A 14706-nucleotide genomic window follows, 5' to 3' on the forward strand; every position below is an offset into this window, starting at 1 on the left:
GTAGCTAACGGCAGAACCATGACATTCCCTATACAAAAAAAATACCTGCTTATTTTTATTTTAAGCCTACTCACAGGGTGCTCACAAAAAGCAGCAATTACTGGTGAGACAATTCAACAAGCCCTGTGGGGAACAGACGATATAAATTTAGACCGTCAGCATATCAGTGATCTTCCATACGCCAGTAGCTACGTAAAAATAAATAACTCTGCACGTATATTTATGGTGTTAGCCTTTGCTGAAGAAAACCCACATAGTGGCGACATGCAATTAAAATGGATGTCGGCAGACAACGCAATGATCGTGACTGAAAATGGCCGAGTGATAAAAACCCTCAACCTTCCTCAGCATAATCTTTCAGCTGTCACGCCAAGGTTTGGATTATTTAACTTTAGCAGTAGTCAAAAACAGTGGCGTGCCATTTATGATTGGCAACCTGACTACAATTATGACCACACCGCGCTCATCAATAGCTATCAAAACGGCCAGCAATGGGTACGTTCCACCTTATGGAAAAAACGCCTAAATGTATGGCAGGAAGACATCAAGTTTGTAGGGTCTTCACAGCACATGCAAAACGTATTTTGGGCCGATGACCAAGGTCAGGTTTTGAAATCTCAGCAATGGCTAATTCCAAACCAGCTCTATATCGAGCAAGAAATCCTCAAACCGTATTCATCTAATTAGTGGCAATGTAACCATGTTTCGCATTTATGCCTTAGTCGCCAGTTTATTAACGTCCAGTGCATGCTTTTCAGCCGCACCACTTGTGATTGATTATCCTCAGCTCAATCTAAGCCTGCAGTATCCGCAAGCGGTACGTCTAGAAAAAGCGCTCGACGATGCACAAACTCAACTCAGTAAAAACGCGTATTCACTGCAAGACTACGCAATCGCTAACCGTTTATTTAATCATCAAAAACAATCTCAGGCAGAACAGCTCCAACGGCGCACTGCCTCGACGTTGCGTGTGCTTGGACGCGGCCAAACCGCTTTAAGTCCGTTGTTGGATCTTGCAGATCAAGTAGCAAGTTGGAACGTCGGTTATCGAGAACGATTAAGCCTTGATATTGATGAAGTGCGAATCACCCCAGCCAGAAACCCTATGCTCCACGGGCACTTTTCGCTGATCGCACCACCACGCTCGAAGACCATCACTATCGCTGGTTTGATCCACTCGCCATCACAAACTCAAGTCAAAGCAGGGAATACCGCCGCAGACTATCTCAATAATGCGCTTCTGCTTCCCGGTGCCAACAAGAGCTTCGCTTGGCTGATTTACCCAGATGGTGAAAATCGTCGAATTGGCTACGCCTATTGGAATGATGAACGTACTCCCGTTCCGCCAGGCTCCACACTCTATATCGGCTTTGACGCGCCCTCAGCCAAACTGCAACAGCTCGAGCAAGACATTGTTTTACTTATCGGATGGAAGAAAGACATCAAATGAATATCCCTCGCCTCACTACTTTTGCCTTTGCGCTCTCGATGATGCCTTTCTCCCATGCCGCCGAAGCCCCTTTTAAAGTTTCTCAATCTGATTTTGGCGGAACCGGGCTGATGCAAACCCCAAGCGGCCGAATGGCAGAACCTGGGGAATTTAATCTTGGCGCCACCATCAACGACGACTATCAACATTATATGGCGTCACTCCAACTGTTGGACTGGTTAGAAACGACGGTCCGCTATACCCGTGTCCCGGATGTCAAATTCAGTAATGACAGCGAATACAGTGGCGATAATCTCTATACCGACAAAGGTATTGATGTCAAAGCGCGCATCCTAAACGAGAGTTACTGGCTCCCAGAAACGTCTATTGGTATTCGTGACCTTGGCGGAACTGGGTTGTTTGATGGGGAGTTTATCGCCGCAACAAAACGCTTTGGTAACCTTGATGTTACCTTAGGCCTCGGGTGGGGATATTTGGGACAGAGAGGCAACATCAGCAATCCTATTTGTCATTTTAAAGCTAGCTTTTGCTCGCGCCCCAACGGCTATAAAGGAACAGGTGGGAGCATCGATTCCGAGCGATGGTTTAAAGACCCGGCCTCGGTATTTGGTGGCATTGAATATCAAACGCCTTATGAGCCGCTACGAATAAAAGTTGAATACGAAGGCAATGATTACAGCCAAGACTTTCCTTATGTTCAAGGCGGGAAAGCCATGCCTCAAGCCACCCCCTGGAATCTGGGCGTGCATTACCGAGTTAGCGATTGGATAGATACTCGCCTCAGCTATCAACGTGGTAATACCTTAACCGTTGGCTTTAACTTCTATACTTACTTTAACCATATGCAAGCGACATGGCTTGATGACCCAAAACCGACACTCAGCCAGCGTCCCTCTCAAGATTGGTCCTCAGCAGCAAACCAACTCGCCGCTAACGCCGGTTATACCCAAAACCATGTTTATCAAGATGGTCGTGGGATTGTGGTCACCGCAACGGCGAAAAAGTATCGTGACCGAAATGAATCGCTAGAACGTGCCGCGACGATTTTACACAATACATCTGGGGATAATATTGATCACTTTACGATTATTGAACAAAACCAAGGGTTAGCAGTTAGCCAGACTCATATTGATCGCCGCGCTTTTGTTAGCGCAGCCACCTATCAAGACATCGATAGTGATCCCAAGCAAACCTTCGTAGATCAAGATCCTGAAAACGTATCGGGCCGAGAACTGGCCAAACAATATCATGCGTTTTCTTATGGTATTGAGCCGGTACTGTCACAAAGCGTTGGCGCACCAGAGTCTTTTTACTTGTATTCATTTGGCGTCAATGCGATATCGCGTTACTGGCTCACAAATCAATTGGAATTGAGCGGCTCGGTATATTTCAACCTCTTTGATAACTATGACAAATTTAACTATGTTGAAAACTCACCGCACGTCCAAAACCATGCCGTACCTCGCGTTCGTACCATGTTCCGAGCTTACGTCAGTGATAACCCCGTACGCCTCAATAACCTCCAGCTCACTTGGTTTAACCGGCCAAGTAACAATATCTACACTCAAGCGTATGCTGGCTATCTTGAAACCATGTTTGCGGGTATTGGCGGCGAGGTTCTCTATCGACCAAACAACAAAAACTGGGCGGTTGGTCTTGATGCGAACTTAGTCTCTCAGCGTGACCCTGACTCTTGGTTTGGCCTCTACAGCGATGATTACTTCTTTTATGACGCATCAAGCTGCAGCGAGACAACTGCCGAATGCCAAGCCTATGTTTTAAGCCAAGGCACCACGGGACATCTCACTGGTTATTACATGCCGAAATGGTCACTTTTGGAAAATACGCTATTTAAGGTTAGCGTCGGTGAATTTTTAGGTGGCGACAAAGGCGCGCGTATCGACTTTTCTAAGCAGTTTGATTCTGGTGTGATTGTGGGAGCGTACGCGACAATTACCGATCTGACAGCCGAAGATTATGGCGAAGGCAGTTACAACAAAGGCTTTTACATCTCGCTGCCTCTCGACATCATGACCGTGAAACCAAGCACCGATCGCGCGGCCATTAACTGGCAACCGATCACGCGTGATGGTGGGCAGATGCTCAATAAGAAATATCAGTTATTTGACGTCACCGATCCACGTTCGCCATGGTCACAACGCCCAAACCACTTCCAATAAGCCATAACGCCCAGTGCCAATCCATTGGGCGTCATGTTCTTACTCGCGGCTATGCTCGCGGAAAGGGAAAGGCGGTAATATGATCAATATGCTCGGCGCCAAGCGCCAGCATGATTAAGCGGTCAACCCCTAAAGCAACCCCAGCGCAGTCAGGCAACCCCGAACTTAGCGCCGCCAGTAAATGATGATCTATCGGCTGTGGCTTTAACCCCATCTGTTGCCGCTTTTGGTTGTCCGCCTCAAACCGATTTTGCTGTTCAACGGCATCATCCAATTCGTAAAACCCATTCGCCAACTCAATACCTTGAAAATAGACTTCAAAACGCTGAGCAACGCGTGAATCATCAGGATTAATTTTGGCTAACGCCGCTTGCGAGGCAGGAAAGTCATACACAAATGCAGGCGCTTTTTGGCCAATTTTACTCTCCACACCGATACTGAATAACAGCTGCAATAAGGTATCACGGTCTTGCTCAGGGTCAGCGATATCACTCAACCCCAACTGAGCCGCCACCGCTTTTAGGCGGTCCATACTTGCTTGCAACGGACAAACGCCAAGTACCTCAAGAAATACCTGCTGATACGTCAGACGAGTGGCTGCTTCACAATCCAAAACCTGCTGTAATAATTCATCCATCTCATCCATCAATTGATGATGATCGTACCCCACTCGGTACCATTCAAGCATGGTAAATTCTGGATTATGAAAACGCCCATTTTCCTCATTGCGAAACGCTTTGCACAGTTGATAAATACTGCCACTTCCCGCCGCTAAAAGACGCTTCATGTGAAATTCTGGGCTGGTCATCAAATACAGCTCGCGGCCATCTGCATAACCCGGACCAATAAACTGAGTCTTAAAGGTATCTAAATGTACATCGGTCACCGTGGCATGGCTCATGGCTGGCGTATCCACTTCCAAAACACCGCGCTGAAAAAAGAACTCTCGAATTGAACGTACAATCGTTGCTCGTTGTTGAAGTTGGTTAATGGTGGCGGTCGGTTGCCAATCAGTCGACATAGCAAGAGGCTCTATGGTAATCGCAAAGCTGGCATTTTATCGTGCGAACCTCAGCCTGCCTAGCGCTTTCAAAACGTGGGTCAATGACTCTAATAACAGCAATATCGTTAACAACCCAGCTATCCGTGATAATTCTCACATAAGACATAAAAACCAATCCAATCTTTGTACTACTCAAACAAAAACCTAAATAAATCAATATATCCCCAAAACACCTCTCCTAAACTAGCAGCAGCACTCAAGAGAGTGCACGGTAGCGAAAGTCATCTTCATCCAAGACGGTCGCGGCTAGGACGAATAAGCCAAACTCAATTGGCTTCAAAATAATAAAATCACTGGAGGATAACTGTGCAAACGATCACCACAGATATCGCAGTCATCGGCGCCGGCGGCGCTGGTCTTCGCACTGCCATTGCGGCAGCTGAAGCAAACCCTGAGCTCAAAATCGCTCTGATTTCCAAAGTGTACCCAATGCGCTCTCATACCGTCGCAGCAGAAGGGGGCTCAGCCGCAGTTATCAAGGAAGAAGACAGTTTAGATAATCACTTTAACGACACCGTCGGGGGTGGGGATTGGCTTTGTGAACAGGACGTTGTTGAGTATTTCGTAGAAAATTCCACACGCGAAATGATTCAAATGGAGCAATGGGGTTGCCCTTGGAGCCGCAAAGAAAACGGTGAAGTCAATGTGCGCCGTTTTGGTGGCATGAAGGTCGAACGTACTTGGTTTGCGGCTGACAAAACGGGCTTTCATATGCTGCATACCTTGTTTCAAACCTCAATGAAATACACCAATATCAAACGCTTTGATGAGTATTTTGTGGTGGATTTATTGATCGTCGATGACCAAGTTCAAGGCTTAATTGCGATTCATATGTCGGAAGGCGAATTGGTCACCATCAAAGCCAAGTCCGTCGTATTAGCGACTGGCGGCGCTGGACGTGTTTACCACTGCAATACCAATGGCGGTATTGTCACTGGCGATGGAATGGCGATGGCCTATCGTCATGGCGTTCCTCTGCGTGATATGGAATTTGTGCAGTATCACCCAACGGGCCTACCCGGAACCGGAATTCTGATGACTGAAGGTTGCCGCGGAGAAGGCGGTATTATCGTCAACAAAGATGGCTACCGCTATTTGCAAGATTATGGCATGGGACCAGAAACCCCTGTGGGCCAACCCAAGAACAAATACATGGAGCTCGGCCCACGAGACAAAGTATCTCAAGCCTTCTGGCACGAGCAGCAAAAAGGCAACACCATCAAGCATCCACTTGGCGACGTCGTCCACCTCGACCTGCGCCACTTAGGTGAAGAATATTTACATGAACGCTTGCCGTTTATCTGCGAATTGGCGAAAGCCTATGTCAACGTAGACCCAGCCAAGGAACCGATTCCTATTCGTCCAACCGTGCATTACACCATGGGGGGCATTGAAACCAATAAGGATTGTGAAACACGCATTAATGGCCTGTTTGCAGTCGGAGAGTGCGCCTCTGTCGGCCTTCATGGTGCGAATCGTCTCGGTTCAAATTCGCTGGCTGAATTTGTGGTCTTTGGTCGCGTTGCCGGAGAGAACGCCGTCAAACGCGCCGCCGAATTTACTGGCTGGAATGACGCCGAAATTGAGCAACAAGTCCAAGCCACACAAGCACGTATCCAAGCCTTGATGGCGCAAGAAGGCGATGAAAACTGGGCGGACATTCGAACGGAGATGGGTCACACCATGGAAGCAGGTTGCGGCATCTATCGTGAACAACACTTGATGCAGCAAACCATCGACAAACTCAGTGAACTCAAACAGCGCTACAAAAAAGTCAGCATTAAAGATAAAGGTAAAGTCTTTAACACTGATCTTTTGTATGCGATTGAAGTTGGCTACGGCCTTGAAGTCGCCGAGGCCATGGTGCACTCAGCCATTTTACGCAAAGAATCGCGAGGGGCGCATCAACGTCTTGATGAACAATGCACCGAGCGTGATGACATCCATTTTCTCAAACACTCACTGGCCTTTTATCAGCCAGATGCGGCGCCGACGATTGACTACAGTGATGTCACCATCACCAAATCGCAACCCAAAGCACGCCTCTACGGCGAAGCCGCCGAGCAAGCTGCAGCGCAAGAAGCTGCGCAAACCGGTTCACAGGAGTAAGTTCTATGTCATCCACTCGTATTCAAAAAGTCGATATTTTGCGTTACGACCCAGAGCGTGATTCTGAACCACACTTCCAGCGCTTTGATGTTCCGTGCGACGAGACCATGTCGGTACTCGACGCTCTGGGGTATGTCAAAGACAACTTAGACAAAGACCTCGCCTACCGCTGGTCTTGCCGCATGGCGATATGTGGTTCATGTGGCATGATGGTCAACGGTGTCCCCAAACTGGCCTGTAAAAGCTTTCTGCGTGATTACCCAGACGGCATTAAGATTGAACCCCTGGCAAACTTCCCTATCGAGAAAGACTTAATCGTCGATATGACGCCGTTCATTGAGCGTTTAGAAGCCATTAAGCCATACATCATCGGTAACGACCGCAAACCAGAAGATGGCACCAACATACAAACACCGGAGCAAATGGCGCGCTATAAGCAATTCGCCGCCTGTATTAACTGCGGTTTGTGTTATGCCGCATGTCCGCAATTTGGGCTTAATCCAGAGTTTGTTGGCCCTGCCGCGTTGACGCTGGCTCATCGCTATAACCTTGATAGCCGTGATCATGGCCAAGCTGAACGCATGCCAATCATCAATGGTGAAAATGGGGTTTGGGGCTGTACGTTCGTCGGTTACTGCTCAGAAGTGTGTCCAAAAAATGTCGACCCAGCAGCAGCAGTCAACCAAGGCAAAGTGGCCTCAAGTACGGACTTTGTCATCGCCATGTTTAAGCCTGATGGTCAATCAGCTCAAAAGGAGGGCTAAGATGAGTAACCGTAAGCCTTATGTTCGTGAAGTCAAAGCGACATGGTGGAAAAGCCATCCGTTTTATCGCTTTTACATGCTACGCGAAGCAACGGTATTGCCACTGATTCTGTTTACACTATTTTTGACCGTAGGCTTAGCGGCTTTGGTCAAAGGTGCCGATGCGTGGCAAACATGGCTCAACTTTATGGCTCACCCTATCGTGATTGCAATTAACTTCGTCGCTTTAGCCGGTAGCTTATTCCATGCTCACACCTTCTTTAAGATGTTTCCTCAAGTCATGCCGATTCGTTTCAAAGGCAAAACCGTGGATACGAAAGTGCTGGTTCTCGGGCAATGGGCCGCTGTGGCGTTCATTTCTTTGGTTGTATTAATTATTGTCTAAGGGGCGTGTTATGAGTAATCACAACGATCGCGTAGATCGCAACCCGGCTCGCTCTGATGAGCCGATTTGGTGGGGGTTATTTGGCGCTGGCGGTAGCTGGTTTGCCATGATAAGCCCAGTAACGATTCTAGTACTCGGTATTTTAGTACCGCTGGGTATTATTGACATCGAAGCGTTAAGCTATGATCGAGTTCAGGCCTTTGCCACCAGCATTATCGGCGCACTCTTTATTATCGCAACACTGGCCCTGCCTATGTGGCATGGCATGCACCGTGTGTATCATGGTATGCATGACCTTAAGCTGCATACTGGGGTCGTTGGCAAAGTGTTGTGTTATGGCGTCGCAGGCGGTATTTCACTGCTGGCTATCGTATTTATCATTATGCTGTTCTAACCAGCGATTGCGATCAAAAAAGGCGAGGAATTTCCTCGCCTTTTTACTGCTTCAACGAAATAACGCCAACATTACAGAATAAAGCGGCTCAGATCTTCATCTTCAATAAAGCCACCTAAACGCTCTTTAACGTAAGCGGCATCAATTTCAAAGGTCGAACCCGCTTTATCAGTGGCATCAAACGAGATTTCATCCATCAAACGTTCCATCACCGTATGCAAACGACGGGCACCGATGTTTTCCGTGGTTTCGTTAACTTGCCATGCTGCGTCAGCAATTTGCTGAATACCATCATCCGTAAAGCTGATTGTCACATCTTCGGTTTTCATCAAGGCCATGTATTGCTCGGTCAGCGATGCTTTTGGCTCGGTGAGAATACGTTTGAAATCGCTCGAAGAGAGCGCTTCAAGTTCAACTCGAATCGGTAAGCGACCTTGCAATTCAGGAATCAAATCCGATGGGCTGGCAACTTGGAAAGCCCCTGAGGCGATAAACAGAATATGGTCCGTGCGCACCATACCATGTTTGGTTGACACTGTGCTGCCTTCAATCAATGGCAGTAAGTCACGCTGAACCCCTTCGCGAGACACATCGGGGCCAGAACTCTCACCGCGCTTACAGATTTTATCAATCTCATCGACAAACACGATGCCGTTGTTCTCAACGTTATAAATCGCCTGCTCTTTCAGCTCTTCTTGGTTAACCAGCTTAGCCGCTTCTTCTTCAGTCAAGGCTTTAAACGCATCCGAAATTTTCATCTTACGTTTTTTCTTGGTATCACCAGCGAGATTAGCGAACATACCTTGTAGCTGGTTGGTCATCTCTTCCATGCCTGGAGGCGCCATAATTTCAACGCCCATTTGCGGCGCGGCAACTTCGATATCTATCTCTTTATCATCGAGCTTACCTTCGCGCAATTTCTTGCGGAAAGACTGGCGAGTGCTTGATTGCTCTTCACTCTGCTCATTTTGTCCCCAAGCATCACGTGCCGGCGGCAACAACGCATCAAGAATGCGCTCTTCTGCTTGCTCTTCGGCGCGGAATTTTACTTTTTCCATCGCTTGTTGATGCGTCATTTTGACCGCTACGTCGGTAAGGTCACGAATGATGGTTTCGACTTCCTTGCCCACATAACCGACTTCAGTAAACTTGGTGGCTTCGACTTTCATAAATGGCGCATTGGCCAATTTCGCTAAGCGGCGAGCAATTTCAGTTTTACCCACACCGGTCGGGCCAATCATCAAAATATTTTTTGGTGAAACTTCAACACGTAAGCTCTCTTCAAGCTGCATACGACGCCAGCGGTTACGTAGCGCAATCGCGACTGCGCGCTTGGCTTTATCTTGGCCAATGATATGGCGATTTAATTCATGAACAATTTCGCGGGGAGTCATTTCAGACATAGGGAATTCCTTAATTTGATGCGTTTACCACTATCTATTTATGTTGCGTACTCGGCTTACTCAGCTTCGGTATTCGCGTCAATTTCTAGTTCTTCGACAGTGTGGAATTGGTTGGTGAACACACAAATATCGCCAGCAATTTTTAGCGATTTTTCTGCAATTTCACGAGCGTCTAATTCGGTATTTTCAAGTAAAGCAATGGCCGCCGATTGAGCAAAGTTACCGCCTGAACCAATCGCAATCAGATCATTTTCTGGCTGAACCACATCACCATTACCCGTAATGATCAGCGACGCCGTTTCATCGGCTACCGCCAACAAAGCTTCGAGTTTGCGAAGTGCGCGATCGCTACGCCAATCTTTAGCCAATTCAACTGCCGCTTTGGTCAAATGACCTTGGTGCATTTGCAGCTTGCTTTCAAAACGTTCAAACAGCGTGAACGCATCGGCGGTACCACCAGCAAACCCGGCCAACACTTTGTTGTTGTATAGACGACGCACTTTACGGGCATTGCCCTTCATTACGGTATTACCCAGCGACACTTGGCCATCTCCGGCGATGACAACTTTATTATTACGACGAACGGATACGATAGTAGTCACGTGTAGGGCCTCTTAATTCTTTTCACTTGGAAGATAACGAATATATGAGGATCACATTAAAAAAAATCAAGTGACCACGGCGGGATCAAAAAGCACAAAGGCTAACCGAGTGGCTAGCCTTTGTGAGGAAATTACTGATTATCTTTCCAGATGGCGCAAGGTTCAATCTTGGCGCGCTGCAGTTTATGCTTGTCTCGTTCGGCATCCCGTTTAAATTTATAAGGGCCTAAGGTGACACGATACCAACTGCTGGTCTCTTTTTTGCGAATCTTGCTGCTGAGCCCTTGAAACGCGATATTGGCTTTGCGCTCTTCCGCTTGTTGCATGGTTTTAAACGCACCGCACTGCATCACATAAGGGATCTCAGACACCACTTGCTCTTTGGCCTGAACTTCAATTTCGCGCTTTGGTAGCGACTCAACGTAGTCCCATTTCTCTTCCGGTGGAGGTGGAAGCGTCTGTTTTGGTGCTTTCGGCTTAACGATCGGCTGAGTATCAACCTCTTGAACCACCGGCTTTGGCGGCTCAGGATCGTTACTGAGAATATACAATCCATAACCAAATGCGCCAGCTAACACCAAAGCGATCAGCCCACTACGCCATGGTTTACGCGGCGGCGTATTTTTTCTGGCTGGCTTTTTTGCAGCACTGGCTCCACGGCCACGCTTTACATAATCTTTATTTGCCACGGTCAAACATCAACAATTAAGTACATAGCCCGATATGGTAATGCAGAATACGAAAGGATGACAGCATTGAAATGGAAGCGGCACGTCAAATCATCACCCGCCGCAACCTTTCTTTAAACAAGACGCGGTGGCGCAGCACTTTCTCGAACAATCAGCTGCGTTTCAAGCAGACGAGACCCTGCACGCACATCATGCCCTCGCAGCAGTTCCAGCATCATCAACATCGCTTGACGACCAATCTCATACCTCGGTTGAGAAATCGTCGTCAACGGCGGATCACAATACTGAGCATACTGAATGTCATCAAAACCCACGATCGATAAGTCTTGAGGAATACGTAACCCCAATTTCTTCGCCTCTTGAATCGCGCCAATTGCCATCGAGTCGTTGTGACAGAAGATGGCCGTTGGTGGCTCAGGTAAAGCCAATAACTGACGCACCGCTTTAGCGCCGTCTTCAAAACCAAAATGGCCGTAATAGGTATAGCTAGGATTCATTGCTATTCCAGCTCGGCGTAGAGCTTGCTGATAACCTTGATAGCGGAACTGACACAAAACCGCACTTTCCGGACCGGAGATCTGCGCAATGCGTTTGTGGCCCATTTGCGTCAAGTAGTTCACCGCTTCAAACGCTGAGGTCAAGTTATCGATATGTACAGTGGGCAGTTCAAGCTCAGGTGCGAACTCACATGCCATCACCATCGGTGGGAGGTTTTTCTGTTCGGGCTTACTGACATCAAATGGCAAATCGGTCCCAAGCAGCAGCATGCCATCAGCTTGCTTGGTAAACACTAAGTTCACAAACGAACTTTCGCGCTTACGCTGCTGACCACTGTCGCCAAGTAATACGATGTAACCATGTTCCATCGCCGCATCTTCAATACCTCGAATGATCTCGGTGAAGTACGGATCGCAAATATCAGGAACGATCGCGATAATTGTTTTTGATTCGTTACGGCGCAGATTGCGCGCCAAAGAATTTGGTGAATATCCAGCTTCCAGCACGGCATCTTCAACCCGTTTTCGTGTGGCTGACGAGACTTTTTCAGGGTTCATCAACGCCCTAGATACGGTTGCGGTTGAGACGCCTGCGAGCTGGGCAACATCCTTCATTGTCGCCATAAAAAATTAACCCTCTCAATTCCTTTCCAAGTAGCCAAGACGCCACTTCTTTTAGATTTATGATTTTTGGTGATGAACTAAAGCTCATTTCTTATATTAACTTGATTGCATTACGCAATCGTTTACCTTATTCATAAGAATGAATAAAAAAGTATACAGGACTTAGTTTATTCATTTCGAAACATAAAGTTACGGCTAGATTAACAAAAAAGGCAGTTTGTTGGTGATTTTCGTCACAGATAAATGAAAAATGATGACAATTCTTTTAATTGATACGCAGCCAGTGACGTATTAACAAACTTCCCACTTAACTCAAATCTTGAGGCTCAATATCCAGAGACCAACGGACTTTCTTGGCACTTGGCAGCATCTGGATCGCTGGTTTTGCGCTATTGAGTAATTTCTGCATCACCGGACGCGATTGCGTTTGCAGTAATAGCTGCCAGCGAAATTTACCTGCCCGCTTCGCAATCGGTGATGGGGTTGGCCCCAGTACCATACAATATTCATCAAATAGAGGATTGGCCTCCAATGTTTGCCTGACTTGACGTAAAAAGTCTTCCACCATTGCTGAGTGATTGGCTTCTGCTTTGAATAAGGTCAGATAGGAAAATGGGGGCAATATGGCCAACTTGCGCTCAGCCAGCGCGCTCTGCGCAAAGTGGCGGTAATCTTTTTCAAGTAATGCTTGAAGTAGGCTGTGTTCAGGATGATGGGTTTGCAGGACCACTTCACCAGGTTTACTCGCTCGCCCTGCTCGTCCAGCCACTTGAATAAATAGCTGTGCTAAGCGCTCCGATGCGCGGAAGTCACTGCTATAAAGCGATCCATCAACGTCCAGCAGAGCCACCAGCGTAACATTAGGGAAATGATGCCCTTTCGCCAGCATTTGCGTACCGATGAGAATTTGGTACTCCCCTTTACGAATCGCTTCTAATGCCGACTCCAAGCTGCCTTTGCGCCGTGTGCTGTCTCGGTCAATTCGAATCGCCTTAAACTCAGGAAACAGCTCTGCCAGTTTGTTTTCCAATTGCTCAGTCCCTACGCCGACGGTGACAAGGTGTGTCGAGCCACATCCCTGACACTGATGGATGACGGGCTGCTGTGAACCACAATGATGGCAGCGTATTTCGCTGCTACTTTGATGATAGGTGTAATAAGCATCACAGCGCTTGCATTCGGCAATCCAGCCACATTCATGGCACATAAGAGCAGGAGAAAAACCACGGCGATTCAAAAACAACATCACTTGGTTGCCAGCCGCTAAATGGCGACGCATTTCAGCAATCAAAGGGGCAGACAGTCCACTATCTAAATATAACCCTTTAATATCCAATACTTTATTGGTTGTTGGCAGCGCATTCCCCGCACGCTTTGATAAAATTAAGTGGTGATACTTACCGCTTAGCGCGTTATGCAGTGTCTCTAATGCCGGGGTCGCCGAACCCAACACTATCGGAATGTTCTCTTGGTTTGCGCGCATCACCGCGACATCTCGCGCATGATAACGCAGGCTGTCTTGCTGCTTGTAGGAACCATCATGCTCTTCATCGACAATAATGATGCCCAAGTTGGCAAACGGGGTCATCAAAGCAGAGCGCGTTCCAATAATGATTCCAGCCGAGCGATCCTTTGCCGCAAGCCAAGCATTAAGACGCTCCGTATCATTCAGTCCCGAGTGAACCACTTCCACTGGAACATTAAAGCGTTTTTTAAACCGATTGATGGTTTGGGGAGTGAGGCCAATTTCCGGCACTAACACTAATGCCTGAGCTCCTCGTTCCAGCACGGGTTTAATCAGGTTTAAATACACTTCTGTTTTGCCAGAACCGGTCACCCCTTCTAGTAGGTAACAGCCGAACTCTTGGCGTGAATTCACTGCCGCAATGGCAACTGCTTGCTCTTGGTTAAGCTTGGGTTTATCAACCTCGGCCTCAATCGCTTGTGGCCAAGCGGTGCGGTGAGGCGTTTTATCAACGCTGACAATCCACCCTTTTTCTCTCAGGTTTTTCAGCACCGAACTCGACACATCCGCATCGATAAACGCTTGCTGAGAAAGCGATCCCGATGACAACATGTTCATCACTTTCGCCTGCTGTACTGCTCGCCCTAGCCCTTGCATTAATTGATTCTTACCCGCTTCGGTAAGCTGCCACTCCACGACTTTTGCCCACTCGGCTGGCTTACCTTTACGCAAAGCACTCGGCATCGCATTACTGAGCGTTTCGCCAAGAGGATATTGATAATACTGACTGCACCACATTAATAGCTTATAGAGCGGCGCAGCCCATAGCGGCTGATGATCCAGAACTTGGTACAATGCTTTAAGCTGCTCACGAGCAAAACTCGACTGATCCGTTAACTCAATAACAATACCAACCAAGGTTTGACGACCAAAAGGGACAGACACACGCCCTCCAACCACCGGGTAAGCACCATTTGGTATCAAATAATCAAACAGTTTATCTAGAGGAACAGGAAGCGCGACACGCGCAATCGCAGGCTGCATAAATAAGCGGGTAACTCTCAGTTTGCTAAGACGAAAC

General features: G+C 47.7%; 13 protein-coding genes. 7 read left to right on the forward strand and 6 right to left on the reverse strand.

All coding sequences use genetic code 11. The annotated features are described in order from the left end of the window. Positions 1 to 18: 18 nt before the first annotated feature. The 3 genes from M1D72_RS20750 to M1D72_RS20760 are packed head-to-tail and all read left to right on the forward strand — an operon-like array spanning position 19 to position 3630. Entirely contained in the window at positions 19 to 687 is a 669-nt protein-coding gene (locus tag M1D72_RS20750; protein WP_456296380.1) for a YjbF family lipoprotein, read from the forward strand. Between the two features lie 13 nt (positions 688 to 700). Further along, entirely contained in the window at positions 701 to 1450 is a 750-nt protein-coding gene (locus M1D72_RS20755; RefSeq protein ID WP_456296381.1) for a capsule biosynthesis GfcC family protein, read from the forward strand. Beyond that, complete coding sequence (locus tag M1D72_RS20760) at positions 1447 to 3630, forward strand: YjbH domain-containing protein (protein WP_456296382.1); 2184 nt, start codon at positions 1447 to 1449, stop codon at positions 3628 to 3630. Before M1D72_RS20755 ends, M1D72_RS20760 begins: the two co-directional genes overlap by 4 nt. Before the next feature lie 49 nt (positions 3631 to 3679). On the opposite strand, the gene epmA is transcribed toward M1D72_RS20760, so the two are convergent. Then, complete coding sequence (gene epmA / locus M1D72_RS20765) at positions 3680 to 4651, reverse strand: elongation factor P--(R)-beta-lysine ligase (protein ID WP_456296383.1); 972 nt, start codon at positions 4649 to 4651, stop codon at positions 3680 to 3682. A gap of 348 nt (positions 4652 to 4999) precedes the next feature. Between epmA and frdA the strand changes: the two genes are divergently transcribed. The 4 genes from frdA to frdD are packed head-to-tail and all read left to right on the forward strand — an operon-like array spanning position 5000 to position 8345. Continuing rightward, entirely contained in the window at positions 5000 to 6802 is a 1803-nt protein-coding gene (frdA, locus tag M1D72_RS20770; RefSeq protein WP_456296384.1) for a fumarate reductase (quinol) flavoprotein subunit, read from the forward strand. A gap of 5 nt (positions 6803 to 6807) precedes the next feature. Then, a complete protein-coding gene (locus M1D72_RS20775) occupies positions 6808 to 7566 on the forward strand; it encodes a succinate dehydrogenase/fumarate reductase iron-sulfur subunit (RefSeq protein ID WP_456296385.1) in 759 nt (252 codons plus the stop codon). Position 7567: 1 nt separating this feature from the next. After that, positions 7568 to 7951 carry a fumarate reductase subunit FrdC gene (gene frdC / locus M1D72_RS20780; RefSeq protein WP_456296386.1) on the forward strand — a complete coding sequence of 128 codons (384 nt, stop codon included), beginning with the start codon at positions 7568 to 7570 and terminating at the stop codon, positions 7949 to 7951. Positions 7952 to 7961: 10 nt separating this feature from the next. Continuing rightward, positions 7962 to 8345, forward strand: coding sequence for a fumarate reductase subunit FrdD (gene frdD, locus M1D72_RS20785; RefSeq protein ID WP_456296387.1), 384 nt, complete (start codon positions 7962 to 7964; stop codon positions 8343 to 8345). A 71-nt stretch (positions 8346 to 8416) separates the two neighbouring features. Here the strand turns inward: frdD and hslU are convergent, their stop codons facing one another. From hslU to priA, 5 genes are all read right to left on the reverse strand, one after another. Beyond that, on the reverse strand, positions 8417 to 9748 hold the full coding sequence (gene hslU / locus M1D72_RS20790) for an HslU--HslV peptidase ATPase subunit (protein ID WP_456296388.1): 1332 nt from the start codon (positions 9746 to 9748) through the stop codon (positions 8417 to 8419). 56 nt (positions 9749 to 9804) lie between these two features. Continuing rightward, positions 9805 to 10350 (reverse strand): ATP-dependent protease subunit HslV, encoded by a 546-nt coding sequence (gene hslV / locus M1D72_RS20795; protein WP_390194550.1) that lies wholly within the window; start codon positions 10348 to 10350, stop codon positions 9805 to 9807. A gap of 131 nt (positions 10351 to 10481) precedes the next feature. Beyond that, the gene (gene ftsN / locus M1D72_RS20800) at positions 10482 to 11039 is read right to left on the reverse strand and encodes a cell division protein FtsN (RefSeq protein WP_456296389.1); all 558 of its coding nucleotides are present in this window, start codon (positions 11037 to 11039) and stop codon (positions 10482 to 10484) included. Between the two features lie 113 nt (positions 11040 to 11152). Continuing rightward, a complete protein-coding gene (gene cytR, locus M1D72_RS20805; RefSeq protein ID WP_456296390.1) occupies positions 11153 to 12160 on the reverse strand; it encodes a DNA-binding transcriptional regulator CytR in 1008 nt (335 codons plus the stop codon). Positions 12161 to 12467: 307 nt separating this feature from the next. Continuing rightward, positions 12468 to 14669: a primosomal protein N' gene (priA, locus tag M1D72_RS20810; protein WP_456296391.1), complete on the reverse strand. Its 2202-nt coding sequence runs from the start codon at positions 14667 to 14669 to the stop codon at positions 12468 to 12470. Positions 14670 to 14706: the final 37 nt, after the last annotated feature.

The sequence above is a fragment of the Vibrio sp. AK197 genome (genome assembly GCF_053903115.1).